General features: G+C 33.1%; 20 protein-coding genes. 17 read left to right on the top strand and 3 right to left on the bottom strand.

All coding sequences use genetic code 11. The features are described 5' to 3' along the window. Positions 1-1,454: 1,454 nt before the first annotated feature. The 7 genes from BMX10_RS14295 to BMX10_RS14265 all read left to right on the top strand — a co-directional run bounded on the left by BMX10_RS14295 (position 1,455) and on the right by BMX10_RS14265 (position 7,317). A complete protein-coding gene (locus BMX10_RS14295) occupies positions 1,455-1,970 on the top strand; it encodes a GNAT family N-acetyltransferase (protein ID WP_090445741.1) in 516 nt (171 codons plus the stop codon). Positions 1,971-2,235: 265 nt separating this feature from the next. Next, the gene (locus BMX10_RS14290; RefSeq protein ID WP_090445738.1) at positions 2,236-2,688 is read left to right on the top strand and encodes a hypothetical protein; all 453 of its coding nucleotides are present in this window, start codon (positions 2,236-2,238) and stop codon (positions 2,686-2,688) included. A gap of 178 nt (positions 2,689-2,866) precedes the next feature. Then, positions 2,867-3,247: a hypothetical protein gene (locus BMX10_RS14285; protein WP_090445735.1), complete on the top strand. Its 381-nt coding sequence runs from the start codon at positions 2,867-2,869 to the stop codon at positions 3,245-3,247. A 155-nt stretch (positions 3,248-3,402) separates the two neighbouring features. Beyond that, the gene (locus tag BMX10_RS14280) at positions 3,403-4,218 is read left to right on the top strand and encodes a hypothetical protein (protein WP_090445732.1); all 816 of its coding nucleotides are present in this window, start codon (positions 3,403-3,405) and stop codon (positions 4,216-4,218) included. A gap of 810 nt (positions 4,219-5,028) precedes the next feature. Beyond that, positions 5,029-5,994, top strand: a complete 966-nt coding sequence (locus tag BMX10_RS14275) for an InlB B-repeat-containing protein (protein ID WP_090445729.1) — start codon at positions 5,029-5,031, stop codon at positions 5,992-5,994. A 206-nt stretch (positions 5,995-6,200) separates the two neighbouring features. Continuing rightward, positions 6,201-6,608, top strand: a complete 408-nt coding sequence (locus BMX10_RS14270) for a molybdenum cofactor biosynthesis protein MoaE (RefSeq protein ID WP_090445726.1) — start codon at positions 6,201-6,203, stop codon at positions 6,606-6,608. A gap of 199 nt (positions 6,609-6,807) precedes the next feature. Then, positions 6,808-7,317, top strand: coding sequence for a hypothetical protein (locus tag BMX10_RS14265; RefSeq protein WP_090445723.1), 510 nt, complete (start codon positions 6,808-6,810; stop codon positions 7,315-7,317). 153 nt (positions 7,318-7,470) lie between these two features. Here BMX10_RS14265 and BMX10_RS14260 read toward each other — a convergent pair whose 3' ends face one another. Next, entirely contained in the window at positions 7,471-7,788 is a 318-nt protein-coding gene (locus BMX10_RS14260; RefSeq protein WP_090445720.1) for a thioredoxin family protein, read from the bottom strand. A 642-nt stretch (positions 7,789-8,430) separates the two neighbouring features. Between BMX10_RS14260 and BMX10_RS14255 the strand changes: the two genes are divergently transcribed. From BMX10_RS14255 to BMX10_RS14225, 7 genes are all read left to right on the top strand, one after another. Then, a complete protein-coding gene (locus BMX10_RS14255) occupies positions 8,431-9,231 on the top strand; it encodes a hypothetical protein (protein WP_090445717.1) in 801 nt (266 codons plus the stop codon). Between the two features lie 48 nt (positions 9,232-9,279). Continuing rightward, complete coding sequence (locus BMX10_RS14250) at positions 9,280-9,468, top strand: hypothetical protein (RefSeq protein ID WP_090445714.1); 189 nt, start codon at positions 9,280-9,282, stop codon at positions 9,466-9,468. Positions 9,469-9,488: 20 nt separating this feature from the next. Then, a complete protein-coding gene (locus tag BMX10_RS14245) occupies positions 9,489-9,953 on the top strand; it encodes a pyridoxamine 5'-phosphate oxidase family protein (protein ID WP_090445711.1) in 465 nt (154 codons plus the stop codon). Positions 9,954-9,962: 9 nt separating this feature from the next. Further along, on the top strand, positions 9,963-10,796 hold the full coding sequence (locus tag BMX10_RS14240) for a helix-turn-helix transcriptional regulator (RefSeq protein ID WP_090445708.1): 834 nt from the start codon (positions 9,963-9,965) through the stop codon (positions 10,794-10,796). Between the two features lie 32 nt (positions 10,797-10,828). Then, a complete protein-coding gene (locus BMX10_RS14235; protein ID WP_090445706.1) occupies positions 10,829-11,287 on the top strand; it encodes a VOC family protein in 459 nt (152 codons plus the stop codon). A gap of 506 nt (positions 11,288-11,793) precedes the next feature. Continuing rightward, positions 11,794-11,979, top strand: coding sequence for a hypothetical protein (locus tag BMX10_RS17790; protein WP_139176462.1), 186 nt, complete (start codon positions 11,794-11,796; stop codon positions 11,977-11,979). A 270-nt stretch (positions 11,980-12,249) separates the two neighbouring features. After that, the gene (locus BMX10_RS14225) at positions 12,250-13,104 is read left to right on the top strand and encodes a metallophosphoesterase (RefSeq protein ID WP_090445700.1); all 855 of its coding nucleotides are present in this window, start codon (positions 12,250-12,252) and stop codon (positions 13,102-13,104) included. A gap of 306 nt (positions 13,105-13,410) precedes the next feature. Here BMX10_RS14225 and BMX10_RS14220 read toward each other — a convergent pair whose 3' ends face one another. Next, positions 13,411-13,995 (bottom strand): 4Fe-4S ferredoxin, encoded by a 585-nt coding sequence (locus tag BMX10_RS14220; RefSeq protein WP_090445697.1) that lies wholly within the window; start codon positions 13,993-13,995, stop codon positions 13,411-13,413. Positions 13,996-14,283: 288 nt separating this feature from the next. On the opposite strand from BMX10_RS14220, the gene BMX10_RS14215 reads away from it, so the two are divergent. After that, positions 14,284-14,811, top strand: coding sequence for a GNAT family N-acetyltransferase (locus BMX10_RS14215; protein WP_090445694.1), 528 nt, complete (start codon positions 14,284-14,286; stop codon positions 14,809-14,811). 58 nt (positions 14,812-14,869) lie between these two features. On the opposite strand, the gene BMX10_RS14210 is transcribed toward BMX10_RS14215, so the two are convergent. Beyond that, on the bottom strand, positions 14,870-15,529 hold the full coding sequence (locus tag BMX10_RS14210; RefSeq protein ID WP_090445691.1) for a CPBP family intramembrane glutamic endopeptidase: 660 nt from the start codon (positions 15,527-15,529) through the stop codon (positions 14,870-14,872). 154 nt (positions 15,530-15,683) lie between these two features. On the opposite strand from BMX10_RS14210, the gene BMX10_RS14205 reads away from it, so the two are divergent. Together BMX10_RS14205 and BMX10_RS14200 are read left to right on the top strand one after the other, a co-directional pair. After that, entirely contained in the window at positions 15,684-16,346 is a 663-nt protein-coding gene (locus BMX10_RS14205; protein ID WP_090445689.1) for a MarR family transcriptional regulator, read from the top strand. 86 nt (positions 16,347-16,432) lie between these two features. Beyond that, positions 16,433-17,281: an alpha/beta hydrolase gene (locus BMX10_RS14200; protein ID WP_090445687.1), complete on the top strand. Its 849-nt coding sequence runs from the start codon at positions 16,433-16,435 to the stop codon at positions 17,279-17,281. The last annotated feature ends 296 nt before the right edge of the window (positions 17,282-17,577 follow it).

The following is a 17,577-nucleotide window of genomic DNA, read 5'->3' as shown; positions in this document are numbered from 1 at the left end:
ATTTCAAAAAGTGTCCAACATTCCTGCAAGTTACCACAGAATATAATTGCAAAAAAAACTAGTTGGAGGAAATCTGACTAGGTTTTTTGTTTTTCCAAAGACACATCATTTTCAATGATGTTTTGAAACTGTTGAAAAAGTTAGATAATGAAAAAAATTAAGGTTGTCATTCTGAGTCTTAGGGAAGAATCTAGCATTTGAAAGGCTTTGAAGATTCTTCATTACACTTCGTTCCATAGATTGACAAGAATTTGAGGCTTTTTCAACAACCTGGATAGATCACTTTCAATGATGCATTGTCAGTAGTAATAGTTTAAAAGCAGAGATCAATTGGAATAAATTTCAAATAAAATGATGGAAGTTGGAGGGATTTACAATATTTAGTAGAAATATATAAAAATAGTAGTAGAATTGTTAGTGCTTAATGGTCCTAAATAGATATTGTTAGAATCGGTTATTATCTCCCATGAGTACATTTTTGTAAAAGTAGAATTAATTTTATAATAACATCAAGAAATAAGGTTAAAAACTTAAATAAATAATGTAGTTACACAATTAGGGAATATAATATTAACAGCAGAGGATATATCGTCAAATAGAGTATCTAATTTGGAATACTAGGAAAAAGTGAAGTATCAATTAGCAGTTAAAAATGATACAAAATAGTGGTTTATACAAGAGGATTAAAAAGGAGGTAAGTATATTGCAAGATTTTGTTAAAGCTGCATTTCCGTGGGTTGTTATGGGAGTATTTGTTGCAATTGTCACTGCACATATGAGCTCAAAGGAAAAATAGAAGATATTATCTAAGTTGTTAGAAGAAATTTAACATATCTGAATTAACTCTTAACGATCTGATTTTAGGAAAGTTACTAAAAGCATCAAAAAATCTTAGAAGAATTTATAGGGGATTTGATGTAATACAAGGATTATCAACAAGCGATACCACATCTAATAAATATAAAGAAGAAGCGATAGAGCATTTAATACATATACTTAGAGCAGAAATGAATTCTAAACGAATAGTAGCAATATGTTTAAAGATATTGAGCATTGTAAGGAATTATACTTCTCATGATATTGATAGTAATTTTTATGTTTTTCAAGATAGTAAGTATGCTATTGAAATGTATATGATTATCCTGAATTGTTATTTGATAGCCTATAAACTTGTATATTGAAAGATAAGATTTGAGGTGTTCCCATCCGTGGTCGCATCTGACTCAGCACGGAGCATGGTCCAACACCTAACAGTGCATTGTGTGAGTTTTGCAAGTCATAGTTTGCTTATCAGTGAAAGTCTGGTCATGGTAATTGGCAGAGAGCCGTTTAGCAAGCACCCCCAAGGGGTAATCTTTTTGAGTCCAGTTCCAAGATGATGGGAATATGACCCCGCTAGGTTACATACCGCTGACGGGGATAATGCTGGGAATGTATTATGGAGGAAAGCAAAGATGGAGATAAGAAAAGCAACGATTGAGGATGTTAAGGATAATAGTCGTATTCATGCTTTAAGCTGGAAGTTTGCATATAAAGGGATCATTCCTCAAGCCTTCTTAGATGAGCTAAAAGAGGACTATTGGGAATCAACATTTGTTGAATGGATAAAGGACAATGGTTTAACTGCACAGATTTTACTTGAAAAGGGCAAGCCAATTGGCTGTGTTGCATATGGAAAATCTAGGGATAAGTCTCTGCCAGATTGGGGAGAGATTGTCTCTCTTTATTTGTTGCCTGAATATTACGGGAAGGAGTATGGTAATAAGCTGTTGCAATTTGCGTTATCAGATTTAGAAGAATCGGGTTATGAAAGCATCTTCTTATGGGTACTAAAGGACAATCAACGGGCAAGAGGCTTCTATGAAAAAAATGGGCTGAGATGCAAGAATGATGAATATCTTTTAGAAATCATGGGACAGCAGCTTATTGATGTACGATATGTATATTCTTTTAACAGCTGTTCCAAATGATGATGAAATGAATCAATAATATCATAGTATATACAATCTGGATGTTTGAGACAACGAGACAGCATATAACAGAGACTTAGCAGACAGCGGAAAGTGGATTTAAAGGGAAATTCTGACGTCATTAATCCTCAGACCGTTATATGCAGTGCCACAGAATTAACGGGTGTCCATGGGCGGGCTATGAAGATTAGCTTGTAGTGATTTCATATTGGTATAATATTGTGATTTACATATTATTTACATTTTGTAGAGGAGGAAAAACTAAGTGAAGAAATTTTGTTGGATTGTTGTAATTGTTTTTGTAGTAATAGCATTCATGTTTACTTTATCGAGGTATGGGTGGAGGATATTTGGTTTTTCCATGTGTAATTCTCCAAATTCGCTTTATGCTGAGACTGTTTCTGTTGAGAATGGCTCAGTTCGTATTAAGGGAGGAATAGGAAGTAGTGCACCTGCTTATGTAGGACATATTTATGAGATAGAGGATAACAACCTTTACATAGGCGTAAAGCATAATACACTATTGGGATTTATAAATCGTTGGGGCAATTTTGATATAACGATATCAGTAGATAATACATATATTGAAAATGTTTATTTTAAAGACAGCAACAGCGAGAAACTGATATGGAATGTCGATGAGGGGATTATCAGAGCTATTCCTCAAACAACACAAAGTAAAGATGGTGCAACCGAAGATGATGAAATGAATCAATAATATCATAGTATATATAATCTGGATGTTTTAGATAAAGGGAAGGCATATTAAGAGAGACTTAGTAGATACCGGGAAAAAAGGTTTCAAGGAAAGTCCGACATCGCTTCTGATGAATTGTGTGCTGCAACAGAGCATAAATTATATGCTGTTTTATTATTTAAAAGGGAGGCGATTTCTTGTGAACTTTATAAAACCAATAATAGCATTGCAAGGGTTATATTATCTTTATATAGGTTGGCGTTACTTACGCAGTTTTTTATCTACAAAAGAAATTATATATTTATATCCTTCTACATCGATTATTTTTGGTGCAATATTATTCTTCTCAGCTATAAAGTTGCAAGATAAAAAATTAATTCATTACTATAATATAATTGTTGTATACTGTGTGTTGATTATTATTAGAACTGTCAGTGGCATTAATTATTTAAGATCTAATGGAGTTGATTCAGGGACATTCATAGGATTAATAGTTGGGAATGCATTAATGGTAGGGTTGTGCTATTATGTTTACAAAGAAAAAAATGAAGTAATCGATATTAAAGATAATTCCTTATAACCAAATTATAGAAACCTAACTAAGGCAATTTATAGCTCATCTGCTACATATTATTTATTTTAGTAGTCACAGATGAAGTAGCAGAAAATTATGATTGTTATATAAGTTTTATTCATATTTGATTCATAAAATACAACCAAATGAGAGGTGGTTTTTTGAAAAAAAGTATAAGCTTATTAACATCTATTTTTGTTTTAGTAATTTTAATTGCTTGTTCTAGAAGTGTTGTTACATCCAATGATTTTATTGAAAATCCTGAAAAGGTGGATAAGATTTTAGTAACTACTAAAGGGACTATGTTTCCAAATGAAATCGATGACATCGAAACAATTAATAAAATTGTAGATATGATTATGGATATTGAAGTTGAAAAATTTTCCGAAGAAAAAGCAAAAGAATGGATAGAAAGTACACAACACGATGTGAAATATTATATTTTATTAATGGGTGAGTATGGTGCGAACAATTTTTACTTTGTTAATGATGGATCAATAGTCTTTCCAAACATTGAAAATGTATTAGCCCCCACAAAGTCCTACATCACTACTGAAAAACAAATTGAAAGTTTAAATAAGTTAGATGAAATAATTAACAAAATTGCATCAGAATATACTAATTTATCTGGAGTTGTAATGGAATTGTATAGTGTCGCTTCAATGATTCCTATGATAGAAGATATGAAAAGTCTTAATGAAATGGTAACAGAAATAGATGATATTATTGAAAAATTAAATGACGAAAAAGTTCAGCATTTTTCTAAAGAGGCAGAAGAGCATATAGAAAAATTGATTATTTCAACTGGTAAGATAATAGAGTATCACAGGCAGTTTATCGAGATATTTAAAGAACCTGGGTATTCAACTAAAGCTACAGAGATACATGAGCAGACCTTAGGTGAAGTTACAAACTTAGCTGAACTAGTAAGGGAATATGCAGGTATTTATAGTGAGTTTAAAAGTTCCAGTTCTTAACTAAAGTAAGTTTGTATTTAATTAATGATATAGTATATATTTTCTATTTAATAAGACATGTTTTGTTAACACCTATAAGATTTTTAAAATATTGGTGAAATAATTTCTATTTAAGGCGTAACAGATGGATGATGTGTCATTAATCAGGCGGTCAAAGACCGCCCCTACACATTGACAATATGCAATTGTATCGACCAATAACTGGCGACCACAGGTCGCCCGAATATGTAATATATTACGCATGATCCATCTCATGTGCTAATACCTTCATATCAATTGTAACAAGAACTGATATAATTATCAAAGTAAAAGGCAATGCTTTAAAAACCTTTTCATCTAAAACAATGGGTATAAGTATCAATGGCTTTTTTAGTCCCTTTATACTATTGCCGCATATATTGTTTAAAGTAAAAGGTTTCTATAACAATCGCTGGAGAATTAACTACCGCAATGTTTATTATAGAATCAAAACAAATTACAAATAAAATGATGGAGGTTAGAGGAATTTGTAATATTTAGTAGAAATAATTAAGATAAGTAGTAGAATTATTACTGCTTAAAGGTCCTAAATAGATGCTAGGTTAAATAATTAACAAAGATAGGAAACAGTGTAAAAAAACTGGAGGTTTTTCATAAGAAAAATCGATTTTTTTGTGTAAATTATTAGAAGAAATATAGTAATTATATAATATGATTAGAGTTTAAAAGATGAATGGAGTATATGGCATTATTTAGATTGCAGCATATAAATATATTTCAAATAATGATTTATATGACAATAGTATAACTAAAAAGGGAGGACTAAAGTCTATGAAACAAAAGAAGGTAAAAAAAATATTAGCTCTTTTACTAACCCTTGCAATGATGTTAAGCCTTCAAGGGTGTACCTCTGAAGAAGAATCATCAATTTATGCAGTACAATTAGTAGCTAATCCAACAGGAGGGGGATGGACGGACGGCACGGCACTCTACGAGCCAGAGGATACAGTAACAATAGAAGCGGGAGCCTATGAAGGGTACGAGTTTGTGAATTGGACTATAGATGGAGTAGAGTTTAGTGATTCTTCAACCTACAGTTTTACAATGGGAAGGGAAGATATAAACATAGCTGCCAACTTTGTAGATGTAGCAAAAGATAGGGGTGACGAAACAGGTTATGAGGTTTCAATCATTGGTGCACCTTTTAGTGCATCTGCCTATATAGGTGAAGGATTCTATGAAGAAGGAGAAATGGCAACAGTAGCTATTTGCACCAATTCACTATATGAAGCGTATATGTTCATAGGTTGGTCATACACTGGAAATAAAGAGGATATAGTGGAACTGTGTGATGTATGGGAGTTTCCTATGCCAGATTCCCAGCTAACCTTATATGCACATTTTATGGAAAAAGATAATTACTATTCTGGTTATGATAATGAGATAGATGAAATATGGTCTATATCATGGGCTTTAAAGGGAAATACAGTAAGATCGTCTAACCCTGTTATTGAAATAGACTGGGTTCGTGATCAAGATGGAAATGATATATTGCCGATGATTTTAGCAAACTTCGATAAAGAGATTCATAATATACAGGTATGTTATAGAACAGAAGATGAAGGAAAACCCCATACATTAGCTGTGTTTTTAAGAAAAGATGGTTTTCTTGAACTTGCCAAATGGGATGGTGCAGTGGTACCTATAACTGCTGAGGAAGCTGGAGAGTACCTCTTAAGTTTTACATACAAAGGCATTTATTCTGATAATGAAAATAAAATTTCTATTGTAAACTGAAGATGTTACGCTTTCTACTAATTTAAAAATGTGACACAATATGCTCTTTAGAATGTTGCAGGTAGAAGGTTGGCGGAATGATATAGTTTTTATAGGAAAGCAGATAACTATGGGACTATCAATAGCAAATGCTAATTTAAAGCTTTTTTGTATTTTGATTTTAGGCTATTAGTATTTACCAAAATAAAAAAGGAGTGTATTAATTTATGAACAATGAGAAAATAAATAAACAATCACCATCAATCGATGAATGGCTCAAAGAAGCAAAGGCTGATCCGGCGGCTTTGCAGGAAGGGATGTTTTTAGTGCATAATGGCGTTGTACGCCAAACCCCCAAAGCCAAGGTGCGCCAAGGAATTGATGATGGTTCGATGGTTAAGGGAATGGAATTCTCGTATGATGCAGCAAAGGTTGATGCTGCAATTGCTGAAACCTATAAGATGGAGGGTATCTTCCATGTCAGGGTTTGGCTTAATGAAGGTCAGCTTGAACTTGGTGACGACATAATGTATGTGCTGATAGGGGGCGACATCAGACCACATGTTATTGATGCCCTACAATTTCTGGTTGAAAAGATTAAAAGTGAATGTGTTACTGAAATTGAACAAAAATAGCGTACTAACTATATTGTAGAGAGGTTGGCTTATAACGTCCACTGGTTCTAAGGATGTAAGGTATCGGATAACAATATAGTAGCTATATACTTTTTAAAATCATATGCAGCTAGTATTTTTCTTATATTATATTTATGAAAGCCCAATCTACAATAGATTTAGTATAAAATAGGGTCCTTCTATGAGAGGATGGATAGAAATGAATACAGAAGGAATTGTTTTAGGGTCAACCTTTATGTTACTGGTAGGGAGTATAATTTTTGTAGTTATTACAGATTTACCAAGAAGACTTAGGCTATTGGCAAAGGGATCACTTATCTTAGGGGCTAGTATGTTGATATTTAGTACTATTGGTAGTTATTATTTCCCCCAGCTTTACATTGATACAATAGGGCGAGTCTTATACTATGTCTTAATTCACTTAGGAATTATGACAATTCTATATGGAAAAATTTATATAAGGTTTGAAGACATAAAGTATAAAGATTCTAAATGGAAACCAACTAATAATCAACCTTTATATATTTATATTATAACCTTCTTAATTATTCAAATGCTGGGTTATGGTCTAAATATTGATGTTTTGAAGGTGGTAGTACTAACAGAAAATGCTGCTCGAAGTACTTTTCCTGGAGTTCCACTTTTAATGTCCTTAATAGCAGGGGGGACTGTTTACTATAATGGTCTTCGTCAGAAGAACTCTAATTGAAAAAGACAGCAATTCAGATCTCACATAGTCGATATCACTGGGTGCCAAACACTGTCAAAAGGCAATCCTTTTGAGTCCAATTCCAAGGTGATGGGAATAGGACCTCGATAGACTGCAATTTAAATTTGTGCACATTTCAAACTATGCATAAAGCTATAGCATAAAATATCTTTTCAGCTTTTCTTCTAATTGGTTGATACTAATAAATCTAGCTTCACGTATTAGTTCCTTACCATCAATATAAAAAAGTATACATGGAAAAGTGAATATACTAAAAGCTCCCTTTGTCTCTGGATACTTATCAGCCTCTATTTTGCCACAATTGATCTGGGGATATAGCTTCAAGAGGGTTTTAATTTTAGGTAATAAATCTTCGCATACACCACAATTATTTAGAGAAAAGTATAACATAGTGTATTTATTTTCCTTTACAAAGCGATGAATAGCTTCTATATCTCTAAAATTTTCCATATTATTTCCTCCTATCCGATATATATTTTTTCGGGAAATCTTATAAAGACGCTGTGAAGCAACGATTTGGTAGGGAGCGACCTCTGTGTCGTTCCATGCTGATAAATACCAATCCTAATGTGGAACGTAACAAGGGGCGTGCCTATGATAGTAAAGAATGATTTTTCTGCGTCTTTTTCGTCTTACATACTAATACCTACATGTCGATTGTAACAAGAACTGACACAATTATCAAAATAAAGCACTATATTTTAAAAACCTTCTTATCCAAAACAGTGGGTATAAATATCAATGTGATTTTTTAAGGCCATTTATACTATTATCGGCGTATATTGTTCAAAACAAAAAAATCTCTTTTTGACTTAGGCGGCATTGCCTTCAACTTAGTCATTGCTGCAATAGTTTTTGGAGCAATATATTATTCAGTCTATGACTTTCTTTTGACTGGAAAAATCACATCATTGGTGCATATACTTTTAAAAGTGTAGGGTGCGTGGATTATGGATTTTTCTAAATGGTCTTAAAAGGAGGATCTCATTACTCAATGCTAAAAATAATTTACGAGTATTTTTTTATTCTTATGTCTAACGTGATGTAACAACCGTAGGGAAATAATATAACTGTATACAGGGAGGCAGAATCATGGAAAATAAGATCCCCAATATTTATAAATTGGAAATAGTAGAAGTCGTTAGAGAAAGTTTATCTCTATATAAGAACAATTATAAGCTTTTACTAAAAATATCACTACTTAGTTTTCTCATCTCTGTGATTAGAACTGTATTATTATATGCTAGGACCATTTTTGTACCTAGTACGTCATATTTCATAACTCTCGCTATAGCTCTGCCAATAGGTCTTCTGTTACTTTATTTTGAGATGAAGTTGAAGGTAACAATGTATATTTCCATTTCAAATTGTTACAGTGGAAAGTTCATCACATTTAGGGAAGCATTTGTAAGGGCGAAGGAGAGGGTCTATTCTTTTATTGGAATAAGTATTGTTTTTGGACTGATTATATTACCCATAGCATTGATTGGATCAGGGATATTCCTTTCTATAGAAGCCAGGCTATTAAAGTATTTAATACTATTGATATTTGCAATACCTCTTATATACCTTGGAATAAAATATCAATTTGCACCACTAGCTACCGTTATGGAAGAAGGAAATGAAAATTACTTTACACTCAGTGAAAGGCTTGTTCAAAATAATTTTTGGAGGATAGCATTATTAATGATCCCTATGGTAGCTATAGGAAACCTGCCAAATCTTTTCACTTCAAATCTAAATCCATGGGTAAAGTCACTAAGCCTCTTGTATCAAAATACTATTAGTTTATCCAGTGATTTAGTTTATGTATTTATATCTCCTGCTATTGCCTGCATAATCGTAGTGTTGTATTTGACATTAAGAAAAAAAGCAGCATATAAGCAAGTGTAAAATATATATAAAGCTTGTATAAAAATAGTTAAAGGAGCTGAAATAATTATGAAGATAGTAGAGATTATTAATCAGTTTATACCAGAGAAATTGCTATATGCTGGACTAATCCTAGGTGTAGTTGGATTATTCATAATAGGCTTAAAATATGGAGATTTCACTATTATAGTAGGTACAGTGGCCGCTCTTATTGCTATGTTCAAATATGGAGTATGGATTAGCCAAAAGAAAAATTAGAAAAAATAAGGAGAATGAACATGATTAGAGAAATGAGAAGAAAAGATAGGGAACTGCAAAAAGATGAAGCTTTAGAAATTTTAGATAAAAGCCTTTATGGTGTTCTGTCAACTGTAAGTGAAGACGGATTTCCTTATGGTGTGCCCATAAACCATATTTACATTGATGGTTCAATATATTTTCATTGTGCCGTAGAAGGACATAAATTAGATAATATAAAGAACAATGATAAAGTATCTTTTTGTGTAGTAGGGGAAGCTGAAGTTTTGCCTGATAAATTTAGTACAAAATATCAGAGCGTAATTGTATTTGGAAGGGCAATGGAAGTTCCTGATGATGAAAAGAATATGGTTCTTTTAGAAATACTAAATAAGTATTCACCAGATTATATTGAAGAAGGAAAAGAGCATATTCAAAAGAGAGGTAAAGCTAGTAAAGTAATAAGAATAAAGATTGAACATATTTCTGGTAAGGCAAGACGGTAGTGCATAGCAATGAGAGAGAAACTTATAGATAAAGTACTACATGGCAGGTTGGGAACTGAAAATCAAATATTTGTTGCCCCATGTGAGGCTTTAAAGAGGTATGTTGCAAAGTATACAATCACTTTTGAAAGCAGGGGTGTTGCTTCGGATACCTTAACCTTGATTCCTGATGCAAGTGGATGCTTGATATTCACTTTTAATGGTGCTGCATTCACAAGCTTGCTATGGGGAACAACTACAAAAACATCTATCGTAAAGAATGATTTAAATGATCACCCAATGCAGTTATTTATAGAATTTCTACCTGGTGGACTTTATTTTTTAACCGGTATAAATCAATCTGATTTAGCGAATAGACAAATACCGTTAACCCAAATAAATAGTCAATTACACTCACTTATTTTAGATGTCTTTGAAGGTGCTAAAAATCTGAATGATTTTATTGATAGAGTGAATAGGGTTTTGCTATCCTATATACAAAAAAGACCTTATCCACAAGTGTTGCTTTCAGTATTAGAGAGTATAAAAGGAAGCAAAGGCTGTTTATCTGTGAAGGAATTGGCAGAAATACAGCGCTATAGTCAGAGACATTTAAATCGTATTGCCAATGATTATCTGGGGGCCAGCTTAAAAACTGTATCAAATATTATTAGGATTCAAAATGTATTACTGGAGATGAGTGGTGGGGATTGCTCATATACTGATATAGGACAAGTATCAGGGTTTTACGATCAAGCACATTTTATTCATACCTTTAAGTCCATATGCGGCAAGTCACCTAAGGAGTTTATGAAAACATGTCCGAATTTTACAATGAATAGCAGTATCTTTGATATATACTAAAAGTACAATTTTTAGTAAAGGGGAGAAATATAATGAAATTTGGTGGTCCATTACTTGCGGTAAAAGACATTGAGGCATCTAAAAAGTTTTACATTGAGGTGTTAAAGCAAAAAATAGTTTTTGATATAGGTCCTCATGTTGGATTTGAAGGGATGTTTTCTCTTCAAGAAGGCTATGCTGAGCTAGTTGGTTTTGACAAAAATGAAATGCTCCAATGCCCAAAAAATTTCCAGTTGTACTTTGAAGAAGAGGATTTAGATAGCTTTATAGAGCATCTGGGAAAATATGCTGACATTAAATATCTCCATCATGTGAAGGAGTATAGCTGGGGACAACGGGTGGTACGCTTCTTTGATCCTGATATGCATATAATTGAGGTGGCTGAAAGCATGGAAATCGTTGTAAAGCGCTTCCTAAAGCAGGGGTTATCCGTTGAAGAGACAGCTGAGAGAACCATGTTTCCTATTGATTTTGTTAAAAGCTGTATATAATTCACCTAAATTTAAGAACATGACAATTGAAGGGAAAATATCTTAAAGAATTGTCAATGGTATTAAAAAAGAAATAACCACTTATTTTGTCGGTGGTTATTTCTTTTTTGGAGTTTTGCTGCAAAACTTAAGTTATAATACATTTTCTTGGTACCTATCTAATGGGGTGAGGATTAAAGCGGATAGATAGTTATTTAGTTTATCTATAATATAATAGAAATAGTATGATTTAAGAGGACCTTAGCATCATTATGTAGAAAGTTATTATCATGTACAAGATGGATTATGTTCAATAATGATTTTGTAGGGAACGACCTCTGTGTCGTTCCATGGTGATAAATACAAATCCTAATGCGGAAGGCCACAGGGGGCCTTCCCTACGATGGCAAATAATGTTTTTACTGTGTTTTTTATTTTTGAGACGAATTAGATGTAAAAAAACTACCTTAAAGACTAGTGCCTTCATTGAAGAATTTAATAAAATTGACATCATAAGGAGCGATATTATGTTTAAACTAGATAAAATTAAACGATTTATGCCGTTCATAATGGGGATTATAATTTATCAGGTGGTAACAAAGGTTTTAAATTTCCTTGATAAAAATACAGGAGTTATTAGATTCACTGCTTTTGCAATAGCATTAATATTATATGGCATAGCAGTGGGGCTATATGAGAGGAAGCAATCATAATATCTTTTTAGCAACATAAAACTGTAGCAAAAATCAATGCAAAACCAATAGAAAAAAGAAAGAAAAATTTAATGAAGGGTGGGAAGGAATTACTTAAAGGAGAATGGAATATCTCCTAGGTTGAAACAAATATTTATTTAATCCGTCATTATAAAGAGGGTAGAGAAAATATTATAGAAGTTGACTGGTATGAAGCTAATATAAAATCTATGTAAGACTGCAGAATTTCGACGATGCCTAAAGGCTATATACTATCTAAGGAAGTGAAACATGGGTAAAAAATATAAGAAAACTAGAATCCTCCTTACTGCAGCTATTATTGTTTTAATCCTATCTTTATTTTTTGTATGGCAGAATAATGCTATAACTACAACCAAGATTGATTACAGTAATACTAAAATACCGAATGAATTCAATGGATACAGGATTGTTCATATTTCGGATCTACATAATAAAAAGTTTGGAAAAAATCAGGAAGGTTTATTAAAGAAGGTTGAAGCAGCTTCTCCTGACATCATTGTTGTCACAGGGGACTTGATTGACAGAAGAAAGTATGACCTTGAAACTGCAATGGAATTTATAGATGGTGCAATGAAAATTGCTCCTATCTACTATGTTTCAGGAAATCACGAAGCATGGTCTGGTGAATATGAAAATATTAGCCAGAGACTGCAAAACAGTGATGTACAGATACTTGATGATACTAAAGTTAACTTGATAAAAGACGGGGCAATGATAGAGATATTAGGCTTATCGGATCCAGATTTTTTGACATCTAGCTATATGGAAAGCACGAACACATCTAAATTAGAAGAGCATCTGGCAGGCCTAGCAGATGATTCAGTTTTTCAAATTTTACTTTCCCATAGACCAGAGCTTTTTGACCTATATGCAGATGAAAATATAGACATCATTTTTTCAGGGCATGCCCATGGAGGGCAATTTAGAATCCCTTTTATTGGAGGACTAGTAGCACCAGAACAAGGACTGTTTCCTAAGTACACAAGTGGTGTCCATATACAAAAGCAATCAACCATGATTGTCAGTAGAGGCCTTGGTAATAGTATAATTCCTGTTAGAATCTTTAACAGACCGGAGATTGTGGTGGTTACTTTGCAGATGTAAAATCCGTCATTAACAGGCGGTCAAAGACCGCCTCTACACAATGACAATATGCAATTGTAGGGGAGACCTGTGGTCTCCTGTGTGTCGTTCCATGCTGACAAATATAAACCATAATTCGGAAGGCCACAGGGGGCCTTCCCTACGATGGTAAAGAACGATTTTTCTGCCCCTTACATCTTATGCAACGGTTGATAGCTTTTGTAGTAATTATATTTTTGTTATTTCTTTGGGGTTGTTCCAGTGATAAGAATTTAGTAAGTGATGGAGAAGTAATTGTGATTAAATAGTCATGGCAACTGCTATTCTTTATGATAATCTTCCTTTACATATCTTCAAACATTCAGAACATCCTTTAATAGCATAAGGAAGGCAGCGAAAGGTATGGAATTTATTGTTTTCAAAAGCTTTTGCTGGACATGAACTGATACATTGCTGGCAATCTATACAATGCTGTTGGTGATCTTGTGTTGGTCTAGCTTTAGGAGAAGTTATTTCTAGAGGTGCATCAGTAAAAATGGCAGCAAAAAGAAGACCTGCTCCATGCTCTTTATTTACGATAATACCGTTTCTGCCCCAGTCCCCGAGTCCAGCCGAAACAGCAAGAGGACGGAAATCACCATATAATGACCAAATGGTTTTATATTCAGCTTTATAACCCTGAGACTTTAAAGTCTTAGCGATTACATCCTGAACATGTATGCTTGTAGCAGAAGTTTTGCCCAGTAGCTTTGAAATACTTAGAGGATGTTTAAAAAACCAAGTATCTGTGAAAGAGAAACCAAGTATAATTACTGGTTCAACTCTTCTTATTTTTGTAAAGCCGGCCAACAATGCTCCTGCATCTAAAGCTTGTTTTTTTATATAGTAGGTTAGATCATCATGTATTTTCATGAAACCTCCTGTTTAAACGAATTTGTATTATTTTATAATACTGTGTTGATTAAGAAATAAACGTTTTACTGAATTTTAAACCTACTCATTTCTATGGATAAGATATTAATGTCATTTTTATTATTTGTTTTGTATATAACTCTATACATTATCTGAAGGTCTAATCAAGTATTAGGAAATCCCATTAGTGGAGGTAGTGAATACATAGTCAAAGGGTGGCATATAACAGAGGCTTAGCTGACAGCGGTAAACGATTATATAGAGGATGTATTATGGAGGAAAGCAAAGATGAAGATAAGAAAAGCAACGATTGAGGATGTTAATGATATTAGTCGTATTCATGCTTTAAGCTGGAAGTTTGCATATAGAGGGATCATCCCTCAAGCCTTCTTAGATGAGCTCAAAGAGGATTACTGGGAAGCAGCATTTGTAGCTTGGATAAAAGATAATGTTTTAACTACACAGATTTTAGTTGAAAAGGGTAAGGCAATTGGCTGTGTTGCATATGGAAAATCTAGGGATAAGTCTCTGCCAGATTGGGGAGAGATTGTTTCTCTTTATTTGTTGCCAGAATATTTCGGGAAGGATTATGGTAATAAGCTATTGCATTCTGCGTTAGCAGATTTAAAAGAATCGGGTTATGAAAGCATCTTCTTATGGGTACTAAAGGATAATCAACGGGCAAGAGGCTTCTATGAAAAAAATGGGATGGGATGCAACAATGATGAATATGTTTTAGAAATCATGGGGCAGCAGCTTATTGATGTACGATATGTGTATGCTTTTAACAGCATAAATACAAATCCTAATGCGTAAGGCCACAGGGGCATGCCCGGCAATGGTAAATAATGATTTTTCAAGGTAATCATCAAAATTATTTATTTAACACATAAAGTAAAGTCCAAGGGATAGCATCAGCAAGAAAATGGATTATTATTGCTGGTATTAATCCATTTTTATAATAAACATGTGCCAGTATTGCTCCATAGATAATAGCAAAAGTATTAATACCTCCATGCATTAATCCAAATAAAAATGACGATATAATTATACCCACTATCACAGATTTCTTTGCCGAAACAATTACTATATTTGCTAAGTATGTCACTATGGTAAAAATGAAGAGTCTAAAAAGTATTTCTTCATGCAATCCAGCCCTCAGTGAAAGTAAAATGACTTCTTTATAATTTGAGAAATCAAGCCAGGGAACAGTTGATATCAAATCTTGGTTTAAATAATACATCAAAGTATTGGGAATAATTATGGCTAAGCCTAGAGTAATAAGGGTAACCAATTGCCTTCTTAAAGATATACTAGCATCTCTATTCCACCATAAAGGGAAACCAATTTTTGATATTAAGTATTTGCCTATAAACCCTGCTATTATAATAATGACAGCATCAGTTAAAAGTTTTCCAATAATGTTTTCATTAAGCTTGTCTTGAATAAATGATGTCAATCCTATATTTATAATTGAAATACTCAATGCAACAAAAATTATATCCAAATTCCAAAGTGGTTTTTTAACCTGCATATACCTTACCTCCACTCAAGCTTCTTTATGGATAATGCATCTAATTCGTCAAAAAATATGATGTGAAATAACAATTTTGTAGGGAACAACCCCTGTGTTGTTCCATGCTGATAAATACCAATCCTAATGCGGAAGGCCATAGGGGGCTTTACCTATGATGGTAAATAATGATTTTTCTGTGTCTTACATCGTATGTACTAATACCTATATGTCAATTGTAACAAGAACTGATACAATTATCAAAATAAAGCACTATATTTTTAGAGCATTTTTACCAAAAACAGTAAAGATTTCTGTTGACAATATTGTTAACCAGGTTTACAATACTTATATGGATAGAGAAAAATTAAATGAAATGCTAACAACTAAATATGCTCAATATGCCGATATCCTTGAAAAAAGTCTGAAGTTTATTAATGTTTATAATGAGTATGAACGTAAACCTAAAAGCTTTGGAACAGATGAGCTTTACTATAGCTTGGAAATACATACAATACATGCTATCGGAAAAAATGCAGAAATGAATGTTACTGAGATTGCAGACTGGCATGGCATTTCAAAAAGTGCTACTTCAAAGGTATTAAACAAGCTAGAAAAAAAGGGGGCAGTACATAGATATAAAGCACCCAATAATAAGAAGGAGGTATTGTTTGGATTAACTGAGAAGGGGAAAAAGGCATTTTATGGGCACATTGAGGATCATATTAAATTTAAAAAGGAAATTTTTCAGAAATTTGATAGTATCTCCGATGAAAAATTGAAGAACTTTGAAGAAGTACTGTTGTCTTTAATAGAGTTTGGACAAAATCAGGAATAATCATTTATCACATTGTTAACCAGGTTAACAATGTTCTAATAACTCACTAAAAGAATCATTAAATAAACCAAAGGGGGAACTGCTAGATGATTGAAAAAAATATTTTTATCGAGAAGCAGGATGGGAAAAAAATATTTGTAAATATTTTTGAGAAGGATAAAAAAGCGCCTAATGTTATTTATATACAAACACCTATAGCTTCTGTTGTGGAATTAAAAGAGTGTTATTATCACTTAAGCAAATATGGCCTTAATGTATTTGCCCTTGATCTATCAGGAATAGGGAAAAGTGAAGGTGCGGTTAAGGATTTTGATATAAAGACAATTGGCGAAGATATTGATGCTTGTGTTGAATACATAAAAAGGGAGTATAATGATGTTATTCACTTGTTTGGAGGAACTGGTACAGGTGGAATTTTAGCACAACACTACATATCTGGAGATAATTCCTTAAAGAGCTTTGCTCAATTTGGATTGGCGATACATAAGGATATCTCCCCCATGATAAACCCTATTGTTGGAAAAGCAATCTATTTAGTAACACCTGTTATAAAAAAAGTAATCCCAAATTTAAACATAAAAATGAAACCCAATAAATTTAGCGGAAAAAATGCAGATAAAGAAAATCAGTGGTACAAGGAAGTAACGAAGAAAGGTATTATGGACATCAATATTAGCGTTTTACATACATTACTAAAAATTTTCATCTCTGATACTAGTAACCTCAAGGAAAAGCCATCTTGTCCAGTGTTAGTATTTGCACCGAAGCATGATCGATATTTTCCAATGTCATATATGGAAAAATACTATAACTGGTTAAAGGAACCTAAGAAAATTCATGTAATAGACGACGCTCACCTGTCTTTTATTTGGCATTCAGAGGAAATATGTGAGGCTGCAAGCAAGTGGTTTTTACAACACTCAGGTAATGATTAGGATTTTATTTAATATATGGATAAGCTAGTCCAAGTAGCTGAGGGACTTAAAGAGGAAGTAATGGATCATCACCACCTTTGTACTTTTGATCCAGTACTTCCCATCTATCAGTTAAATCTTCTGTCTCTAACCATGATGCTCCTCCTTTTGATAATAATCTGTTACATACTTCTTATTTATTTCGTCTTAGATGGATCATGCGTAATATATTACATATTCGGGCGACCGCAGGTCGCTCCTACATGGTGCGTGGTGCCCCTATCTGTTGTGTGGTATCGTATATTGTAGGGGCGGTC

The organism is Natronincola peptidivorans, from assembly GCF_900111615.1.
Taxonomy (GTDB): Bacteria; Bacillota; Clostridia; order Peptostreptococcales; family Natronincolaceae; genus Natronincola_A; species Natronincola_A peptidivorans.
This window is presented reverse-complemented; position numbering and strand designations above follow the sequence as displayed.

Coding starts and splice junctions, on each gene's coding strand:
- BMX10_RS14295 (WP_090445741.1), top strand. CDS start 1,455: ATGGAGATAAGAAAAGCAACGATTGAGGATGTTAAGGATAATAGTCGT.
- BMX10_RS14275 (WP_090445729.1), top strand. CDS start 5,029: ATGAAACAAAAGAAGGTAAAAAAAATATTAGCTCTTTTACTAACCCTT.
- BMX10_RS14270 (WP_090445726.1), top strand. CDS start 6,201: ATGAACAATGAGAAAATAAATAAACAATCACCATCAATCGATGAATGG.
- BMX10_RS14265 (WP_090445723.1), top strand. CDS start 6,808: ATGAATACAGAAGGAATTGTTTTAGGGTCAACCTTTATGTTACTGGTA.
- BMX10_RS14260 (WP_090445720.1), bottom strand. CDS start 7,788: ATGGAAAATTTTAGAGATATAGAAGCTATTCATCGCTTTGTAAAGGAA.
- BMX10_RS14255 (WP_090445717.1), top strand. CDS start 8,431: ATGGAAAATAAGATCCCCAATATTTATAAATTGGAAATAGTAGAAGTC.
- BMX10_RS14250 (WP_090445714.1), top strand. CDS start 9,280: ATGAAGATAGTAGAGATTATTAATCAGTTTATACCAGAGAAATTGCTA.
- BMX10_RS14245 (WP_090445711.1), top strand. CDS start 9,489: ATGATTAGAGAAATGAGAAGAAAAGATAGGGAACTGCAAAAAGATGAA.
- BMX10_RS14240 (WP_090445708.1), top strand. CDS start 9,963: ATGAGAGAGAAACTTATAGATAAAGTACTACATGGCAGGTTGGGAACT.
- BMX10_RS14235 (WP_090445706.1), top strand. CDS start 10,829: ATGAAATTTGGTGGTCCATTACTTGCGGTAAAAGACATTGAGGCATCT.
- BMX10_RS17790 (WP_139176462.1), top strand. CDS start 11,794: ATGTTTAAACTAGATAAAATTAAACGATTTATGCCGTTCATAATGGGG.
- BMX10_RS14225 (WP_090445700.1), top strand. CDS start 12,250: ATGGGTAAAAAATATAAGAAAACTAGAATCCTCCTTACTGCAGCTATT.
- BMX10_RS14220 (WP_090445697.1), bottom strand. CDS start 13,995: ATGAAAATACATGATGATCTAACCTACTATATAAAAAAACAAGCTTTA.
- BMX10_RS14215 (WP_090445694.1), top strand. CDS start 14,284: ATGAAGATAAGAAAAGCAACGATTGAGGATGTTAATGATATTAGTCGT.
- BMX10_RS14210 (WP_090445691.1), bottom strand. CDS start 15,529: ATGCAGGTTAAAAAACCACTTTGGAATTTGGATATAATTTTTGTTGCA.
- BMX10_RS14205 (WP_090445689.1), top strand. CDS start 15,684: ATGATGGTAAATAATGATTTTTCTGTGTCTTACATCGTATGTACTAAT.
- BMX10_RS14200 (WP_090445687.1), top strand. CDS start 16,433: ATGATTGAAAAAAATATTTTTATCGAGAAGCAGGATGGGAAAAAAATA.